The sequence below is a fragment of the Marinitenerispora sediminis genome (assembly GCF_003336425.1).
Lineage (GTDB): Bacteria > Actinomycetota > Actinomycetes > Streptosporangiales > Streptosporangiaceae > Marinitenerispora > Marinitenerispora sediminis.
The window spans coordinates 19,057-35,830 of sequence record NZ_QEIO01000089.1; the positions used below are offsets into that span (position 1 = coordinate 19,057).

Annotated in this window: 16 protein-coding genes; 9 read left to right on the forward strand and 7 right to left on the reverse strand. The window is 72.7% G+C overall.

The features are described 5' to 3' along the window. Positions 1–59 precede the first annotated feature (59 nt). From DEF28_RS17145 to DEF28_RS17165, 5 genes are all read left to right on the forward strand, one after another. Complete coding sequence (locus DEF28_RS17145; protein WP_114398783.1) at positions 60–1,598, forward strand: GMC family oxidoreductase; 1,539 nt, start codon at positions 60–62, stop codon at positions 1,596–1,598. A 324-nt stretch (positions 1,599–1,922) separates the two neighbouring features. Beyond that, a complete protein-coding gene (locus tag DEF28_RS17150; protein ID WP_114398782.1) occupies positions 1,923–3,065 on the forward strand; it encodes a quaternary amine ABC transporter ATP-binding protein in 1,143 nt (380 codons plus the stop codon). A 1-nt stretch (position 3,066) separates the two neighbouring features. Then, entirely contained in the window at positions 3,067–5,025 is a 1,959-nt protein-coding gene (locus DEF28_RS17155; protein WP_114398781.1) for an ABC transporter permease, read from the forward strand. 11 nt (positions 5,026–5,036) lie between these two features. After that, on the forward strand, positions 5,037–6,044 hold the full coding sequence (locus tag DEF28_RS17160; RefSeq protein ID WP_114398780.1) for an ABC transporter substrate-binding protein: 1,008 nt from the start codon (positions 5,037–5,039) through the stop codon (positions 6,042–6,044). A 204-nt stretch (positions 6,045–6,248) separates the two neighbouring features. Then, entirely contained in the window at positions 6,249–7,010 is a 762-nt protein-coding gene (locus DEF28_RS17165; RefSeq protein ID WP_114446173.1) for a SigB/SigF/SigG family RNA polymerase sigma factor, read from the forward strand. 6 nt (positions 7,011–7,016) lie between these two features. Here the strand turns inward: DEF28_RS17165 and DEF28_RS17170 are convergent, their stop codons facing one another. Together DEF28_RS17170 and DEF28_RS17175 are read right to left on the reverse strand one after the other, a co-directional pair. Further along, a complete protein-coding gene (locus DEF28_RS17170; RefSeq protein ID WP_233515362.1) occupies positions 7,017–7,292 on the reverse strand; it encodes a hypothetical protein in 276 nt (91 codons plus the stop codon). After that, entirely contained in the window at positions 7,289–8,392 is a 1,104-nt protein-coding gene (locus DEF28_RS17175) for a baeRF2 domain-containing protein (RefSeq protein WP_114398778.1), read from the reverse strand. Before DEF28_RS17175 ends, DEF28_RS17170 begins: the two co-directional genes overlap by 4 nt. Before the next feature lie 204 nt (positions 8,393–8,596). On the opposite strand from DEF28_RS17175, the gene DEF28_RS17180 reads away from it, so the two are divergent. Further along, positions 8,597–8,782, forward strand: a complete 186-nt coding sequence (locus tag DEF28_RS17180) for a hypothetical protein (RefSeq protein ID WP_114398777.1) — start codon at positions 8,597–8,599, stop codon at positions 8,780–8,782. 70 nt (positions 8,783–8,852) lie between these two features. On the opposite strand, the gene purL is transcribed toward DEF28_RS17180, so the two are convergent. From purL to purS, 5 genes are all read right to left on the reverse strand, one after another. After that, positions 8,853–11,153 (reverse strand): phosphoribosylformylglycinamidine synthase subunit PurL, encoded by a 2,301-nt coding sequence (purL, locus tag DEF28_RS17185; RefSeq protein ID WP_114398776.1) that lies wholly within the window; start codon positions 11,151–11,153, stop codon positions 8,853–8,855. A gap of 55 nt (positions 11,154–11,208) precedes the next feature. Beyond that, positions 11,209–11,685, reverse strand: coding sequence for a hypothetical protein (locus tag DEF28_RS17190; RefSeq protein ID WP_114398775.1), 477 nt, complete (start codon positions 11,683–11,685; stop codon positions 11,209–11,211). A 43-nt stretch (positions 11,686–11,728) separates the two neighbouring features. Continuing rightward, on the reverse strand, positions 11,729–12,436 hold the full coding sequence (gene purQ / locus DEF28_RS17195) for a phosphoribosylformylglycinamidine synthase subunit PurQ (protein ID WP_114398774.1): 708 nt from the start codon (positions 12,434–12,436) through the stop codon (positions 11,729–11,731). Positions 12,437–12,596: 160 nt separating this feature from the next. After that, positions 12,597–13,037, reverse strand: coding sequence for an ATP-binding protein (locus DEF28_RS17200; RefSeq protein ID WP_374058189.1), 441 nt, complete (start codon positions 13,035–13,037; stop codon positions 12,597–12,599). 82 nt (positions 13,038–13,119) lie between these two features. After that, complete coding sequence (gene purS / locus DEF28_RS17205) at positions 13,120–13,362, reverse strand: phosphoribosylformylglycinamidine synthase subunit PurS (RefSeq protein ID WP_114398784.1); 243 nt, start codon at positions 13,360–13,362, stop codon at positions 13,120–13,122. Positions 13,363–13,628: 266 nt separating this feature from the next. Here purS and DEF28_RS17210 point away from each other — a divergent pair, with 266 nt between their 5' ends. The 3 genes from DEF28_RS17210 (at position 13,629) to DEF28_RS17220 (ending at position 16,772) form a co-directional block, all read left to right on the forward strand. After that, positions 13,629–14,228 carry a sigma-70 family RNA polymerase sigma factor gene (locus tag DEF28_RS17210; protein ID WP_114398772.1) on the forward strand — a complete coding sequence of 200 codons (600 nt, stop codon included), beginning with the start codon at positions 13,629–13,631 and terminating at the stop codon, positions 14,226–14,228. A gap of 445 nt (positions 14,229–14,673) precedes the next feature. Further along, positions 14,674–15,789 (forward strand): pyruvate dehydrogenase (acetyl-transferring) E1 component subunit alpha, encoded by a 1,116-nt coding sequence (gene pdhA, locus DEF28_RS17215; protein WP_114398771.1) that lies wholly within the window; start codon positions 14,674–14,676, stop codon positions 15,787–15,789. Between the two features lie 2 nt (positions 15,790–15,791). Continuing rightward, complete coding sequence (locus tag DEF28_RS17220; protein ID WP_114398770.1) at positions 15,792–16,772, forward strand: alpha-ketoacid dehydrogenase subunit beta; 981 nt, start codon at positions 15,792–15,794, stop codon at positions 16,770–16,772. Positions 16,773–16,774: the final 2 nt, after the last annotated feature.

The following is a 16,774-nucleotide window of genomic DNA, read 5'->3' on the forward strand; positions in this document are numbered from 1 at the left end:
GCCGCGGCCCGCCCGCGCCTGACCGCCGCGCCGCCGCCCCCACCCGAAAGGAGAGCTGCGTGTCCGCAGCGGAGACGTTCGACTACGTGATCGTCGGCGGAGGCACCGCCGGCTCCGTGCTCGCCAACCGGCTGACCGAGGACCCGGGCACCACCGTCTGCGTGATCGAGGGCGGCCCCTCCGACGTCGGGCTGGAGCGGGTGCTCCGGCTGCGGAACTGGCTGGACCTGCTGGGCGGCGACCTCGACTACGACTACCCCACCGTCGAGCAGCCGCGCGGCAACTCCCATATCCGGCACTCCCGCGCGCGTGTGCTGGGCGGCTGCTCCTCGCACAACACGCTGATCAGCTTCCGGCCGTTCGCGCGCGACCTCGACGAGTGGGTCGCCGCCGGCGCGGCCGGCTGGGACAACGCCACCGTGCAGTCCTACGCCGACCGCATCCGGTGCAACATCGTCCCCGTCGCGCCGAAGGACCGCAACGACCTGGTCAAGGACTGGATCACCGCGTCCGCGAAGGCCACCGGCGTCCCGATCGTCGAGGACTTCAACGCGCTCACCTCGCACGGCGGCGGGTTCCACGACGGGGTCGGCTTCCTGTCTGTCGCCTACGACCCCTACAGCGGCCACCGCTCGTCGGCGTCGGTCGCCTACCTGCACCCCGTCATCGGCCGCCGCGCCAACCTCACCCTGCTCACGGAGACGTGGGCCGGCCGGCTCGTCCTCACCGGCGACCGCGCCACCGGGGTGGAGGTGCGCACCCCGTCCGGTGAACGCAAGGTGGTGGCCGCCGAGCGGGAGGTGGTGCTCTGCGCCGGAGCGATCGACACGCCGCGGCTGCTGCTGCACTCCGGGATCGGCCCCGCGGCCGACCTGCGCGCCGTCGGCGTCGGTGTCCGGCACGACCTGCCGGGCGTGGGGGAGCACCTGCTCGACCACCCCGAGTCGATCATCATGTGGGAGACGCACGGCCCGGTGCCCGAGAACACCGTCATGGACTCCGACGCCGCCCTGTTCGTCCGCCGTGACACCCGGGATCCGCGCCCGGACCTGATGTTCCACATCTACCAGATCCCCTTCGCCGACAACACGGCCCGGCTCGGCTACGACGTGCCCGAACACGCCATCTGCATGACGCCGAACATCCCCCGGTCCCGCTCGCGCGGCCGCCTGTGGCTGACGAGCTCCGACCCCGCGGTCAAGCCGGCGCTGGACTTCCGCTACTTCACCGACCCCGACGGCTACGACGCCCGGACCATCGTGGACGGGTTGAAGATCGCGCGGGAGATCGCGGCCACCGAGCCGTTCCGCTCCTGGCTGAAGCGCGAGGTGGCCCCCGGGCCGGCGGTCACCGGCGACGAGGCGCTGTCGGAGTACGGCCGCCGCGCCGCGCACACCGTCTACCACCCCGCCGGCACCTGCAAGATGGGCGCCGCCGACGATCCGACCGCGGTGGTCGATCCAGAACTCCGGGTGCGCGGTCTGCGCGGCCTCCGCGTCGCCGACGCGTCGGTCTTCCCGACCATGCCGTCGCCGAACCCCATGGTCACCGTACTCGCGATCGGCGAGCGCGCGGCCGACCTGATCCGAGCGGGGTGAGGCGGAGGGGAGAGACAGCCTCCGTGGCGTGAACGGATAAGCGGCCTCCGTGGCGTGAACGGACGAGCGGCCTCCGTGGCGTGAACGGATAAGCGGCCCTCGTGGCGTGAACGGAGAGCCCGACGGCCGCCCGCATACTCCACGGCCAGCTCCCGCGTTCCCCCGATCCACCCGCAACGCAGAGGCCTCCCCGCTCACTGTTCCCCAGGGAATCACCCGTTCACTGCCACGCAGCCAATTTCCCGTTCACCGCCACGCAGCCGGTTTCCCGTTCACCGCCACGCAGGCTTCACCCGCACCCGCAGCGGCCCAGAGGAGAGCAGCATGACGTTACCCACCGCCGGCCTGGCCGACCGACCGCCCACCGGTCGGCCGAAGATCGCCGTCCGCCACCTCTGGAAGGTCTTCGGTCGCGGTGCCGACGCGGTCGTCGGCTCCGAGACCGCGGGGCTGGACCGCGACACCATCCGCGCGCGCACCGGCTGCACCGTGGCGGTGCGCGATGTCTCCTTCGACGTGCTCCCCGGTGAGATCTTCGTGGTGATGGGGCTGTCCGGCTCCGGAAAGTCGACCCTCGTCCGGTGCGTGACCCGCCTGATCGAGCCCACCTCCGGGCAGGTCCTGCTGGACGGCGCGGACATCGGCGCCGCGGGGCCCAAAGAGCTGCGCGAGCTGCGCCGGCACAAGCTGGCCATGGTCTTCCAGCACTTCGGTCTGCTGGCCCACCGCAGGGTCATCGACAACGTCGCCTACGGCCTGGAGGTCCGCGGCATGCCCCGGCCGCGGCGCTACGAACGGGCCCGGGAGATGATCGAGATGGTCGGGCTGGCCGGCTACGAGGACTCCCGCCCCGGGCAGCTCAGCGGCGGCATGCAGCAGCGGGTCGGCCTCGCCCGGGCGCTCGCCGTCGACCCCGAGGTGCTGCTGTTCGACGAGCCGTTCAGCGCGCTCGACCCGCTCATCCGGCGGGACATGCAGCAGGAGGTGCTCAGGCTGCAGCGCGAGCTGCGCAAGACCGCCGTCTTCATCACCCATGACCTGTCCGAGGCGCTGCGGCTGGGCGACCGGATCGCCATCATGCGCGACGGCGAGCTGGTGCAGGCCGGTACCGCCGAGGAGCTCGTCGGCCGGCCGGCCGACGACTACGTCCGCGACTTCGTGCGCGACGTCGCGCGCACCGACGTGCTCACCGCGGGCTGGCTCATGCGCCCGCCCCGCCCGGACGAGCCGCTGGACGGACCGGTGGCCGCGCCCGGCACCGTGGTCCGCGAGATCGTCCCGATGCTCGCCTCGGGGGGCGCCCCGGTGCGGGTCGTCGCCGGGGAGAGGCTGCTCGGCGTGGTCGGCGGCGCTGATGTGCTGCGGGTCATCGCCGAGGACCAGGCCGACGAGGTCGGCAGGACCGGACCGGTCCCGACCGCCGGCGCCTCCGGCCCGCCGGGTGCCGAGCGGCCCGTGGAGGCGTGACATGGCCACCGCATATCCCGGCACCGCGCCCGCGGCGGCCGGCGGCCCGGCGGGCCGCGTCGTCGGACGGCTCGCCTGGGGGCTCGGCGTCCTCGCCGTCCTGCTCACCGGCTACGCGGCCCTGCACGGCCGCTTCCCCTTCCCGGACGTCTACGCCGCACTTCCCGACCGCTACGCCTGGGTGGAACCGGCCGCGCTGTTCGACCGCGCGTACGCGTGGGTGGTCGCCAACCGCAACACCAGCCCGCTGTTCCTGTACGGCTTCAACTACCTCTCCGTCGGCCTGGGATCGGCCGTCGTCCTCATCAACCAGGCGCTCACCCTGCTCGCCTGGCCCGGTGTCGTGCTGCTCGGCGTGCTCGCCGCGTGGCGGGTCGCCGGCGGGCGGGTCGCGCTGCTCGTCCTCGCCGCCTTCGCCGTCTTCGGCCTGACCGGGCTGTGGAACGAGGCGATGACGACGCTGGCGCTCATCACCACCTCCGTGCTGATCGCACTGCTCGTCGGCATCCCGATCGGCATCGCCGCCGGGCGCAGCGAGCGGGTCGAGCGGCTGACGCGCCCGGTCCTCGACTTCATGCAGATCATGCCGGCGTTCGCCTACCTCATGCCGATGCTGCTGCTGTTCGGCATCGGCAACCCGGCGGCGGCGGTCGCCACGGCCGTCTACGCGGTTCCGCCCGCCGTGCGCATCACCGCCATGGCGGTCCGCGACGTGGATGCCGGGGCGGTGGAGGCCACCACGTCGCTGGGGTCCACCCCCTGGCAGCTGCTCACCAAGGTGCGGCTGCCGCTCGCCCGGCGCACCATTCTGCTCGGGGTCAACCAGACGATCATGCTCGCGACGTCCATGGTCGTCATCGCCTCGGTCATCGGCGCCGGCGGTCTGGGCGACGCCGTCTACCAGGCCCTGAACAAGGTCGACGTGGGCCGTGCGTTCGAGGCCGGGGTCGCGATCGTGCTGATGGCGATCGCCCTGGACCGGGTGACCGCCGCCGCCGGGAGCGGCGGGGCCGCGCGGGAGCTCCCGCCCGGGCCGCGGCGGTGGCGCCGGGCGGTGCTCGGTGCGGGCACGCTGCTCGCGCTGGGCGCCGCCGCCGGCCGGCTGGCCGGGGTCGGCTGGCTGGCGGGCTGGCCGGACGCGCTCACCGTGAGCGCTGCCGGCCTGGTCAACGCCGCGAACGACGGCGTTCAGGCGCTGGTCGGAACGTGGGCGGCCGGCTTCGCCGCCGCGTTGCTGGCCGTGGTGCTCGACCCGCTGCGCACCCTGCTCACGGACTCGCCGTGGTGGCTGGTCGTGCTCGCGGCCGCGGCGATCGGGCACGCGCTGGGCGGCGTGCGGACCGCGCTGGTCGGCGGCGCGGCGATACTGCTCACCGGGCTGCTGGGGGTGTGGGAGTTCGGCATGGACACCCTCTCGCAGGTCATCGTGGCGGCCCTGGTGACGGTGTCGGCTGGGTTCGTGGCCGGCGTCCTCGCGGCGCGCAGCGACCGGCTGGCCGCGGTACTGCGCCCGCTCCTGGACGCGATGCAGACCCTGCCGCCGTTCGTCTACCTGATCCCGGTGGTGGCGCTCTTCGGGATCGGCCGCGTCCCGGCGCTGGCCGCGGCGGTGGTGTACGCGCTGCCGCCGGTCATCCGGCTGGTGAACGACGGCATCCGCGGCTGCTCCGCGGGTGCGGTCGAGGCCGCGGTGTCGCAGGGGTCCAGCCGCTGGCAGCTGCTCACCAAGGTGCAGCTCCCGCTGGCCCGCTCGTCGCTGCTGCTCGCCGTCAACCAGGGGATCATGATGGTCCTCGCGATGGTGGTGATCGGCGCCCTGGTCGGCGCGGGGGCGCTCGGCTACGGCGTGGTGTTCGGGATGGCGCAGAACCAGCTCGGGCTGGGCATGACCTCCGGCCTCGCCATCGTCTGCCTCGGCCTACTCCTCGACCGGATGACCCAGAGCGCGGCCCGGACGTGAGAGAGGAAGCGATGGGAACACGATCCGCACGACCCGCCCGGCCGACACGGCCGGCCGCGCGCCGACCCCGCGGCACCGGCCTGCTCCGCACGGTGGTGCTCACCCTCGTCCTCGTCCTGGCCACCTCCTGCGCCGTGCGCACCACGTCCGTGCTGCGCGACCCGGACACGGTGCGCATCGCCCTGAACGCGTGGGTGGGCTACGAGGCCGACGCGGCCGTGGTCGGGTACCTGCTGGAGCACGAGCTGGGCTACCAGGTGCAGCTCGTGCAGATCGACGAGCAGCCGGCGTGGCAGGCCCTCGACCAGGGCGCCGTCGACGTGATCCTGGAGAACTGGGGGCATGAGGACCTCATGCGGACCTACGGGCCCGAGGGCAACGGCACGGTCGTCGACGGCGGGCCGACCGGGAACGTCGGCCAGATCGGCTGGTACCTGCCGCGCTACCTGGTCGAGGAGTACCCCGGCATCGACACACCCGAGGGCCTGCGGGAGCACGCCGACGTGTTCCGCACGCCCGAGAGCGGCGATCGCGGGCAGTTCCTGGCCGGCGCCCCCGGCTTCGTCACCAGCGACCAGGGGCTGATCAACCACTTCGACCTGCCGTTCGAGATCGTCTTCGCCGGTTCCGAGGCCGCGCAGCTCACCGAGGTCCGCAACCGCTACGAGCGGGGGGACCCCGTCCTGTTCTACTCGCAGGACCCCAGCTGGGTGCAGAACGACCTCGACCTGGTGCGGGTCCGGTTCCCGGAGTGGACGCAGGGGTGCGACACCGACCCCGAGGACGTCTCCTGCGACTACCCGCGCTACGAGCTCAACAAGGTCTTCCGCGCCGGGTTCGCGCGCGACGGCGGGGCCGCCTACGAGCTGATCCGCGACTGGACCTGGAGCAACGCCGACCAGAACGCCGTCGCCCAGCTCATCGCCGACGACCGGCTCGACCCCGAGGACGCCGCGGCGCGCTGGGTCGCCGAGCACCCCGACGTGTGGCGGCCCTGGATCCCGGAGGAGGCCCGCTGACCTGCGGGGCGGGCGGCAGATCGGGCCGGTCCGCCCCCGGCCGGGTTTCGCAGGTCTCAGCGAGGTAACAACAGGAGGACTAGACTCGGAGAGATACCGGGGCCGGAGCGGGTCGTGCGACGCGGAGCCGGTGCACGGCCCAGTGGACCTCCGGGCGGCCGGTGCTTCGGGTGCACACCGCTGGACCGTTCCCAGGAGTCGGCCATGCCCGTCACGGACATCAGAACCAGTGCGTCGGTCCCCACCACCCGATCGGCGCGCCGCCGCACCGAGAAGCGGCCCACATCACGGGCGCACGCGGAGCGCGACGCCGAGGTCGCCGAGCTCTTCGCGCGGCTGCGCCGGGTGCCGGAGGAGCAACCGGAGCACCTGGAGCAGGCCGCCCTCCTCGGCCTCGTCAAGGCCATCAACGGCTTCGACCCCGACCTCGGACACGACTTCATCGCCTATGCGATGCCCATGATGACCGGTGAGGTCAAGCGGCACTTCCGCGACCGCACGTGGGCGGTCCGCGTCCCGCGCCGCCACCAGGAGCGCCGCACGGAACTCAACCAGACCATCCGCCGCCTCACCCAGGACCTCGGCCGCTCGCCCACCAGCCGCGAGCTCGCGGTGGAGATGCGGATGTCGGTGGACGACCTGTCCGAGCTCATGGAGGCGTCCGCCGCCTACAGCGCGCTGTCCCTGGACTCCCCCGCCGGCGAGGACGAGAACGACAGCGGCAACCTCGGCGACACGCTCGGCTCCGTCGACACGGCGCTGGAGTCGGTGGTGGACCGCGAGTCGCTGCCTCCGCTGCTCAACTCCCTGCCAGAGCGCGAGCGCCGCATCATCCTGCTGCGCTTCTTCGGCAACAAGACGCAGAGCCAGATAGCCGAGGAGATCGGCGTCTCGCAGATGCACGTCTCCCGGCTGCTGTCCAGCGCGCTGGCCCGGCTGCGCGAGGGCATGCTGGGTGAGGAGTGAGCGGGCTCAGCGCTCGTGGCGGATGCGCTGGCTCACCCAGTAGATGTTGAGCCCCGTCGCGACCACCCCGGCCGCCAGGACGACGGTCAGTGCCGCGGAGTGCGCCCAGGTCACGGCGAGCACCGCCCCGACCAGGCACACGAGGGCACCGAAGACCGCCAGCACCAGCCGGAAGTGCAGCGGACTCGCCGGACGCTCGATGCTTCCCAGCGGCCCCTTCACCCGGCCGCGCCGCAGGCCCTTCCGGTCCCGGGGGACCCGCCGGGGTGGTCGATCGCTCACGCCTCCATCGTAAAACGCAGCAGGGCGCCGACATCCTCGCTCTCGCCGTCCGCGGGCGGCAGCAGCGTGAGGTCCGCCCCCTGGGCGTGCGCGGCCCGGATGAGCAGCGCGCTCGCCGGCCCCGCGACCGCCTCACCGGGGTCGGTGAGCGCACCGCGGTCCGCGGCGACCTGCCGCGGGTCGTCGAGGGCCGCCCACAGCTCCTTCTCGACGGGGCGGTCGGCCTGCAGCAGCAGGGTGCGGACCTGGCCGGCCCGCAGCGCGGCCATGGTGGCCTCCAGCCCCTCCACGGCCCGGCCGGCCCGGCCCACCTCGTCGCGGAACTCCGCGACGACCGTGTCCCGGAACAGCACGGCCGTCTCCTCCAACCGCCGCTGGACGGCATCGCGCAGGCTGGCCATCGCGTCGGCGTCCGCCCGGCCGCCGCCCGGCAGGTCCACGAGCAGTCCGCGGGTCCGCTCGTCCAAGTGGCCGCGCAGCTTGCCCAGCGCCCGCTCGTCGCCGCCGACGAACACCGCCACCGCGTTGACCTCGGCCACCGCGTCCGCCACGTCCGCCGCCACCTCGGCCGCGTTGGCGTCCCACAGCTGCTCGGAGCGGCGCTGGTACCTGCGGTGGGCCATACCGCCGCCCCGGACCTTCTGGACGTGCAGCGATCCGCCGCTGAACGACCGCTCCTCGGCGAGTCCGCCGTACCTGCCGTAGGCGGCGACGTCGGCGCCCAGCCGGTCGGCGGCCACCACCACGTAGGGCATCGCCTCCTCAAGGTCCGCCACCAGGTCCAGGGGGTCGGGGACCGGTAGCCACGAGGCATGGTTGCGCCGCGGCGGCCGGCTCAGGGTGTGCGCGGCCAGCACCCGGCCGCCGCGGGCGAACAGCGCCTCCCCCTGCGGCCCCGGCAGCCCGGTGGACTCGCCGACGGCGCCGTCCAGCGCCCGCAGCGTCTCCGCGTCGGCTCCCTGCTCCGCCAGCTCCTCCCGCAGCCCCCGCCAGCGGAGTTCGACCTCCTTCGCGGTGTCCTCCGTTGGAGAGGCGTCCAGATAGACCGAGGCCATCGGTCCCGATCCGGTGTACAGCGCATCGAGAAATCGCAGATCCATGGTCCCGGGTCCGCGCCGGCGGCGCGCCCCGACTCACCTCCACCCGAAACTCGCGGTCGTTCTTCCTGTCCCCGTCCGCTGCCCAGCCGGCGGCGTCCCATGCACCTTCGGCCGCGCAGCGGCAGGGCCGTTTCGCGCCGCATGGCGCCGGGTAGCACGAGGGACCGCACGGTCCCAGTCGAGTACCGCGAGGAGGACCCCGCCATGGAACGCGGCAGCGCCAAGCACGGACCGAAGCTCGACGACCAGATGCAGACCGAGGTGGAAGGCGCCCTGCGCGGCAACAAGCCCACCCGGGCCCACGAGGAGCTGGAGCCCGAACCCGTCACCGACATGTCGGAGCCCTCGGACGAGGAGCCCGGAGAGGAGCGCCCGGACCGGAGCGGCTAGCGGTCCGCGAAACACCGGTGGCCCGACCCCGAGCGGGGCCGGGCCACCGGTGTGCTGTACGGCCTCCGGATCACTCCCCGTCGAGGACGCTCGGCAGGGTGCTCTCGTAGGCGGTGCGCAGTTCGGTCAGCGGGATCTCGAAGCCGCCGGTGGCGTGGCGGACGCGCAGGGCGTCGCCGCCGATGGAGCCGATGCGGGTGGCCGTCACCGCGTGGCGGTCGCAGGTCTCCTGGAAGGCGGCGTCGGCGGTCGGGGCGACCGCGACGATCACCCGGGCGGCGGACTCGCTGAACAGGGCGACGAACGGGTCGCCGGTCAGGTCGACCGTGCAGCCCACACCGCCGCGCAGTGCGGACTCGGCGAGCGCGATGGCGAGACCGCCGTCGGAGAGGTCGTGGGCGGCGGCGAGTACGTTGAGGGACGCCCCGGCCGAGAGCACCCGGCCCAGGGCCGCCTCGGCGGTGAGGTCGACCGCAGGCGGCAGGCCGCCCAGGTGGCCGTGGACCACGTCGGCCCAGGCGGACCCGCCCAGCTCGTCGCGGGTGGTGCCGAGCAGGTAGAGGCGGGCGTCGTCGATGTCGGCGGGGAAGGCGCTGGTGAGCCGGTCCCGCACGTCGCCGATCACGCCGAGCACGCCGATCACCGGGGTGGGGTTGATCGCCGTGGAGCCTGTCTGGTTGTAGAAGCTGACGTTGCCGCCGGTCACCGGGGTGCCGAGTTCGCGGCAGCCGTCGGCCAGGCCGCGGGTGGCCTCCGCGAACTGCCACATGACCCCCGGGTCCTCGGGGGAACCGAAGTTCAGGCAGTTGGTCACCGCGTGCGGGCGCGCCCCGGTGGCCGCGACGTTGCGGTACGCCTCCGCGAGGGCGAGCTGGGTACCGGTGTAGGGGTCCAGCCGGGTGTAGCGGCCGTTGCCGTCGGTGGCCAGTGCCACGCCCCGCTCGCCGTCGTCGGTGATGCGGACCATGCCGCCGTCGTGCGGAGTGGCCAGGACGGTGTTGCCGAGCACGTACCGGTCGTACTGGCGGGTGACCCAGCTCGGGTCGGCGATGCCGGGGGCGGCGAGTACCCGCAGCAGCTGGGCGCGCAGCTCCGCGTCGTTCGCCGGGCGCGGCAGCTGGTCCGGGGTGTCGGCCTGGAGCGCGTCCTGGTCGCTCGGGCGGGCGATCGGGCGCTCGTAGACCGGCCCCTCGTCGGAGGCGGTCCGCGGCGGCATGTCGACCACGGTCTCGCCGTGCCACGTCATGACCAGTCGGCCGCCGCGTTCGGCCTCCTCGGGGGTCACGTCGGTGACCTCGCCGATGACCGTGGCCACGATGTCCCACTTGGCGCACACGTCCATGAACGCGGACAGCTTGTCCGGCGACACGATCGCCATCATCCGCTCCTGCGACTCGCTCATGAGGATCTCCTCCGGCGTGAGCCGCGAGTCGCGCAGCGGAACCCGGTCCAGCTCGATGCGCATGCCGCCGGTGCCGCCGGCGGCCAGCTCCGTCGTCGCGCAGGAGACACCGGCCGCGCCGAGGTCCTGGATGCCCACGACGAGGTCCGCGGCGAACAGCTCCAGGCTGCACTCGATGAGCAGCTTCTCCAGGAACGGGTCGCCGACCTGGACGCTCGGCCGCTTGGCGTGGCTCTCCTCGTCGAACGTGGCGCTGGCCAGCACCGAGGCCCCGCCGATGCCGTCGGGGCCGGTCGTGGCCCCGAACAGCACCACCTTGTTGCCCGGGCCCGGCGCCTGGGCCAGCTTGATGTCCTCGTGCCGGAGCACGCCCACGCACAGGGCGTTGACCAGCGGGTTGCCGATGTAGCCGGAGTCGAAGCCCAGTTCGCCGCCGATGTTGGGCAGGCCCAGGCAGTTGCCGTAGAACGAGATGCCCGAGACCACGCCCGGCAGCACGCGGCGGGTGTCGGGGGCGTCGAGCGGCCCGAACCGCAGCGCGTCCATGACCGCGACCGGGCGGGCGCCCATGGTGAGGATGTCGCGCACGATGCCGCCCACGCCGGTGGCCGCGCCCTGGTGCGGCTCGACGTAGGACGGGTGGTTGTGCGACTCGATCTTGAACGTGACGGCGTACCCGTCGCCGACGTCCACGACACCGGCGTTCTCACCCATGCCGACCAGCAGCGCGTCGTTGCGCGGCGCCTTCTCGGCGAACTGCCGCAGGTGCACCTTGGAGCTCTTGTACGAGCAGTGCTCGCTCCACATCACCGAGTAGATCGCCAGCTCGGCGGAGGTCGGGCGGCGGCCGAGGATCTCGCGCACGCGCGCGTACTCGTCGTCCTTCATGCCCAGCTCGGCGAACGGCTGGGGTGAGTCCGGCGAGCCGGCGGCCTTGGCGACGGTGTCGAGCTGAGGTGCTTCGGGCATGGGATTTCCGTTCGGGATGCGGGCGTGGCGTGGCGGATGCGGGAAGCGGACGCGGTCAGGCCGGCGCGCTGGCGTGCGCCAGGACCAGGCCGGCCGTGGAGCCCTCCGTGTAGGGCTGGACGCTGCCCTGCACGATCACCGAGCCGTCGGTCAGCGCGGAGTCGGCGAGCGGCACGTCGGCGGGGTCGGTGGCGCCCTGCGGCAGCAGCCGCCCCCACCCCTGGTCGAGCAGGTGGTTGTACACCGCCTCGACCGCCTGCTCGCCCTCGACCGAGTCGCTGGTCAGGGCCACCGGGCGGTAGCACTCGGCGGTGTCGCACTGCTGGCCGAGGTCGGTGTACTCGACACCGTCCGGGGCGGCGCCGAGCACCTCCATCTCCGGGGCGGGCGCCGCCGAGTCGGCGGCACCCTGGCTCGCCGGCGCCGGCCCCCAGCCGTTGAGCAGACCGACGGCAGAGGTGGCCACCAGTCCGACAGTGACCACGGCGACCAGGACGAGCATCGCCGTCCTGGAGCGCAGCAGCGCCATCATCGGGAAACGCCCTCCCCGGGTGGTGTGGTGGTCCGGCCCATGCTCACCGGGCGGTGGCCGCCGCCGGCACGGGGCCGGCCGCCAGGTGCGCCAGGAGCGAGGTGAAGAAGCCGAGCCCGTCGACGGAGGGGCCGGTCAGCGCCTCCACGGCGTGCTCGGGGTGCGGCATGAGGCCCACGACGTTGCCGTGCTCGTTGGTGATGCCGGCGATGTCGCGCTGCGCGCCGTTCGGGGCGGCGCCGGCGTAGCGCGCGACGACCCGCCCGTCGCGCTCGAGCTCGTCGAGCGTGGCGGGGTCGGCGACGTAGCTGCCCTCGCCGCTCTTCAGCGGGATCAGGATCTCCTGGCCGGTGTGGTAGTCCCCGGTCCACGCGGTGGCGGTGGACTCCACCCGGAGGAGCTGGTCGCGGCAGATGAAGTGCCGCGAGGAGTTGCGGGTGAGGGCGCCGGGCAGCAGGTGGCTCTCGCAGAGGATCTGGAAGCCGTTGCAGATGCCGAGCACCGGCAGCCGGCCCGAGCGGGCGGCCGGCACGAGTTCGCTCATGATCGGCGCGAAGCGCGCGATGGCGCCGCAGCGCAGGTAGTCGCCGTAGGAGAACCCTCCCGGCAGGACGACCGCGTCCACGCCCCGGAGGTCGGCGTCGCCGTGCCACAGGGCGACCGGGATCGCGCCGGCGATCCGCAGCGCGCGCGCCGCGTCCCTGTCGTCAAGGGATCCGGGGAAGGTGACGACGCCCACACGGGCTGCCATGGGCACTCTCCGTTGTGTCTCGCAGTGAGGAGCAAGGCCGGTGCGGGCCGTGACGTTCATGGCGGCCCCACCGCTCACGAGCGTACCCGCTGACCTCGCCGCCCGGTGCGATGAGCCGGTTCATCGGGCCGCGCCGCCGGACGCGGCCGGTCCGCGGCGGCTAGCCCACGCCGGCCGGGCGGCGCGGCTGGCGGCGCGCCGGGTGGCGCAGGCAGTCGAGGCGCTTGCGTAGCCGGACCACCGTTCCCGCGCCGTCGTGGCCGAACGTCACCTGGTCGACGAACGCCCGCATCAGAAGAATGCCCCTGCCGGATTCTGCTTCCAGATCCGGCAGGGGCACCTGCGCTGGGTCGAACCGTGGCCCGGTGTGCGCGATCTCCATCTCGCAGTACCGGGCCAGGACCCGTGTGACGACGTTGTAGCCGACGGCGGTGTGTCCGTGGTCGATCACGTTCGCGCACGCCTCCGACCCTGCGAGGAGGAGGTCGGAACGGCACCCGTCGCAGACGTCGGTGCTCCGCAGCGCCTCGTCCATCACGTCGCGCATGACCGCGACGGTGTAGGCCTTCCGGGGCAGTGCGATCGCGAATCTCACGTCCATCGGCTCCCCCATGCCCGGTCCGTACAACACGAGAGCCTTCCCGCGGCGCGGACGGCGAAACGGCGGCCCCGTGCGGCGGGCGCTACTCCACGCGCAGTTCGAAGTCCTCGATGACGGGGTTGGCCAGCAGCGTCTCGGCGAGCCGCCGGACGTCGGCCAGCTTGGCGTCGTCGACCTCGCCGTCGACCTCCACCTCGAACCGCTTGCCCTGCCGGACCTGGGCGACGCCCTTGAAGCCGAGGCGGTCGCACGCCCCGACGATGGCCTGGCCCTGGGGGTCCAGGATCTCCGGCTTGAGCATGACGTCCACCACGACGCGGGCCACGAGGTCCTCCACAGATATGCCGCACTTCACTTCTACGGACGGGCGGCTCCACCTACGCTGGTAGGGGAGAGCACGAAGAAGCGTACGGCACCCGCGCCGGACCGCGTGGCCGAAGGCGCTGGGGCGCGGTTATACCTGTTGATCGCCCCGAACGGGCCGTTTTCGACATCTCGTGATGTTCGTCACTCATGTGTCTGTCAACATGAAAGGGCTCTCCAAGCGTCTACCAACGTGGTAGCGAACCACGGTCGTCCCTAGGGGGAAATTTGACGACCATCGAACTCGAACGCCTTCCCGGGGCACCGGACGACATCGAGGAGCTGGACTTCGAGACGGCGGTCACGCCGTTCGCCGAGCAGCTCTACCCGGTCGCCCTCCGGATGACCCGCAACTCCGCGGACGCCGAGGACCTGGTCCAGGAGACCTTCGCCAAGGCGTTCGCGAACTTCCACCAGTTCCGCGCCGGCACCAACCTGCGGGCGTGGCTGTACCGCATCCTCACCAACACCTTCATCAACGGCTACCGGAAGAAGCAGCGCGAGCCGCGCCAGGAGACCACGGACGAGATCAAGGACTGGCAGCTCGCCGCGGCCGAGGCCCACGCCTCCAGCGGATCGCGTTCCGCCGAGGCCGAGGTGCTCGACCACCTTCCCGACTCCGCGATCCGGCACGCGCTGGCGCAGCTGCCGACCGACTTCCGGCTCGTGGTGTACCTCATCGACATCGAGGGCTTCTCCTACAAGGAGGTCGCCTCTCGCATGGACACCCCGCTGGGCACCGTCATGTCCCGGCTGCACCGGGCGCGCCGCCAGCTGCGCGGCCAGCTCGCCGACTACGCGCGCGAGCGAGGGCTCCAGCCCGCCTGACCCGGTCGACGAGGCCCGGGTCCTCCGCCGGGCGACCCTGTGTGACGAAACCACCCGAGCAGGTCGCCCGTTCCGCCGCCCGCCCGTTGGGGCGCCGGGCTGACCAGCGGACATGCTCGACTACTCTCCGTAATCGATGGCTGGGTGGCGGGCTGCCGGCGCCGCGCCCGGTCCGCAGCGGCGCCGCGGGTTCCGCGCACGCGCGACGAGATCCTCGGATGGCCTTCTTTTTGCTAGGAAGCCCTGGTAGTTGGTGGTTTCGCGGTTCTGCGCAATCATGAGGCCTCAGCGAAAAGGTGTCGTTGGGGCTTGCGTCCTCGGTGGTGACTTCTGTCACGATGACGGTAGGGCCGCCCGCGCATACCCGTTACCCCGGGTGAGCGGGTGGAGAGCCGGCCGACCAGCGGTACCCCGCGCATCGGCCCCGATACCCGAGGAGCGACAGGTGTCCATCACCACCGCGCAAGAGGAACCGGAGCTCATCCAGCTCCTGACTCCTGACGGGGAGCTCAGAGAGCACCCCGACTACCCGCTGGACCTGACCGCGGCCGAGAAGCGCGGCCTGTACCGCGACATGGTGCTCGTGCGCCGCTTCGACTCCGAGGCCGTGTCGCTGCAGCGCCACGGCGAGCTCGGGCTGTGGGCCTCCCTGCTCGGGCAGGAGGCGGCCCAGGTGGGCTCCGGCCGGGCGCTCGGCGCCGACGACATGGCCTTCCCGTCCTACCGCGAGCACGGCGTGGCGTGGTGCCGCGGCGTGGCGCCCAAGAGCCTGCTGGCGCTCTTCCGCGGGGTGACCAACGGCGGGTGGTCGCCGGACGAGCACGGCTTCCACCTCTACACCATCGTGATCGGCGCGCAGACGCTGCACGCCACCGGGTACGCCATGGGTGTGCAGCGCGACGGCGCCGTGGGTGACGGCGGAAGCGCCGTCATCAGCTATTTCGGGGACGGCGCCACGAGCCAGGGCGACACCAACGAGGCGTTCAACTTCGCCGCCGTCAACAACGCTCCGGTGGTCTTCTTCTGCCAGAACAACCAGTGGGCCATCTCCGAGTCCAACGACCGGCAGACGCGGGTCCCGCTGTACCGGCGCGCGTCCGGCTTCGGGTTCCCCGGGCTGCGGGTGGACGGCAACGACGTCTTCGCCTCGCTCGCCGTCACCCGGGCCGCGCTGCAGCACGCCCGCGAGGGCCAGGGGCCGACCCTGATCGAGGCGTTCACCTACCGCATGGGCGCGCACACGACCACCGACGACCCGACCCGGTACCGGATCGCGGCCGAACTGGAGGAGTGGAAGCTCAAGGACCCGATCAGCCGGCTGCGCGCCCACCTCGCCGGCACCGGCGAGGGCGACGAGGAGTTCTTCGCCGCCGTGGACGCCGAGGCGGAGCGGCTCGGCGAGCAGGTCCGCCAGGAGTGCCGGTCGCTGCCCGACCCGCAGCCTTTGGACATCTTCCACGAGGTCTACGCGGAGCCGCACGCCCACATCGACCGCCAGCGGGCGGAGTTCGCCGACTACCTCGCCTCCTTCGAGGGCGCGGGCGCGGAAGGAGGCCGGTAGCCATGGCCGAGAAGACCACGATCGGCAAGGCGATCAACGAGGGTCTGCGCCGCGCGATGGAGGCGGACCCGAAGGTCCTCATCATGGGGGAGGACGTCGGCAAGCTCGGCGGTGTCTTCCGGGTCACCGACGGCCTGTACAAGGACTTCGGCGCGGACCGGGTCATCGACACCCCGCTGGCCGAGTCGGGCATCGTCGGCACCGCGATCGGCCTCGCGCTGCGGGGGTACCGGCCGGTCTGCGAGATCCAGTTCGACGGGTTCTTCTTCCCGGCCGCCAACCAGACCTTCACCCAGCTCGCCAAGATGCACCAGCGCTCCGGGGGACGCATCCGGATGCCGGTCGTGCTGCGCATCCCCTACGGCGGCGGCATCGGCGCCGTGGAGCACCACAGCGAGTCGCCCGAGGCCTACTTCGCGCACACCGCGGGGCTGCGGGTGATCACGGTGGCCAACCCGCAGGACGCGTTCTGGATGATCCAGCAGGCCGTCAGCTGCGACGACCCCGTGGTGTTCTTCGAGCCGAAGCGCCGGTACCACGAGCGGACCGAGGCCGACCTGTCCGGCACGCTCGACTCGGCCACCGGCATGGACGCCGCCCGTGTGGCGCGTTCCGGCACCGACGTCACGCTGCTCGCCTACGGGCCGATGGTGAAGACCGCGCTGCAGGCGGCCGAGGCCGACACCGAGCACTCGATCGAGGTGGTCGACCTGCGCTCGCTGTCCCCGGTGGACTACGGCACCGTCTTCGCCTCCGTCCGCCGCACCGGGCGGGCCGTGATCGCGCACGAGGCGCCGGTGAGCGCCGGCCTGGGAGCCGAGATCGCCGCACGCATCACCGAGTCCTGCTTCTACCACCTGGAGGCCCCGGTCATCCGGGTCGGCGGGTTCGACACGCCGTATCCGCCCTCGCGGCTGGAGGAGCACTACCTTCCGGACCTGGACCGGGTCCTCGACGGCGTCGACCGCGCCTTCGACTTCTGACG

Coding starts and splice junctions, on each gene's coding strand:
- DEF28_RS17200 (WP_374058189.1), bottom strand. CDS start 13,037: ATGGACGTGAGATTCGCGATCGCACTGCCCCGGAAGGCCTACACCGTC.
- DEF28_RS17160 (WP_114398780.1), top strand. CDS start 5,037: ATGGGAACACGATCCGCACGACCCGCCCGGCCGACACGGCCGGCCGCG.
- DEF28_RS17220 (WP_114398770.1), top strand. CDS start 15,792: ATGGCCGAGAAGACCACGATCGGCAAGGCGATCAACGAGGGTCTGCGC.
- DEF28_RS17165 (WP_114446173.1), top strand. CDS start 6,249: ATGCCCGTCACGGACATCAGAACCAGTGCGTCGGTCCCCACCACCCGA.
- DEF28_RS17180 (WP_114398777.1), top strand. CDS start 8,597: ATGGAACGCGGCAGCGCCAAGCACGGACCGAAGCTCGACGACCAGATG.
- purQ (WP_114398774.1), bottom strand. CDS start 12,436: ATGGCAGCCCGTGTGGGCGTCGTCACCTTCCCCGGATCCCTTGACGAC.
- DEF28_RS17150 (WP_114398782.1), top strand. CDS start 1,923: ATGACGTTACCCACCGCCGGCCTGGCCGACCGACCGCCCACCGGTCGG.
- DEF28_RS17190 (WP_114398775.1), bottom strand. CDS start 11,685: ATGATGGCGCTGCTGCGCTCCAGGACGGCGATGCTCGTCCTGGTCGCC.
- purL (WP_114398776.1), bottom strand. CDS start 11,153: ATGCCCGAAGCACCTCAGCTCGACACCGTCGCCAAGGCCGCCGGCTCG.
- DEF28_RS17155 (WP_114398781.1), top strand. CDS start 3,067: ATGGCCACCGCATATCCCGGCACCGCGCCCGCGGCGGCCGGCGGCCCG.
- DEF28_RS17175 (WP_114398778.1), bottom strand. CDS start 8,392: ATGGATCTGCGATTTCTCGATGCGCTGTACACCGGATCGGGACCGATG.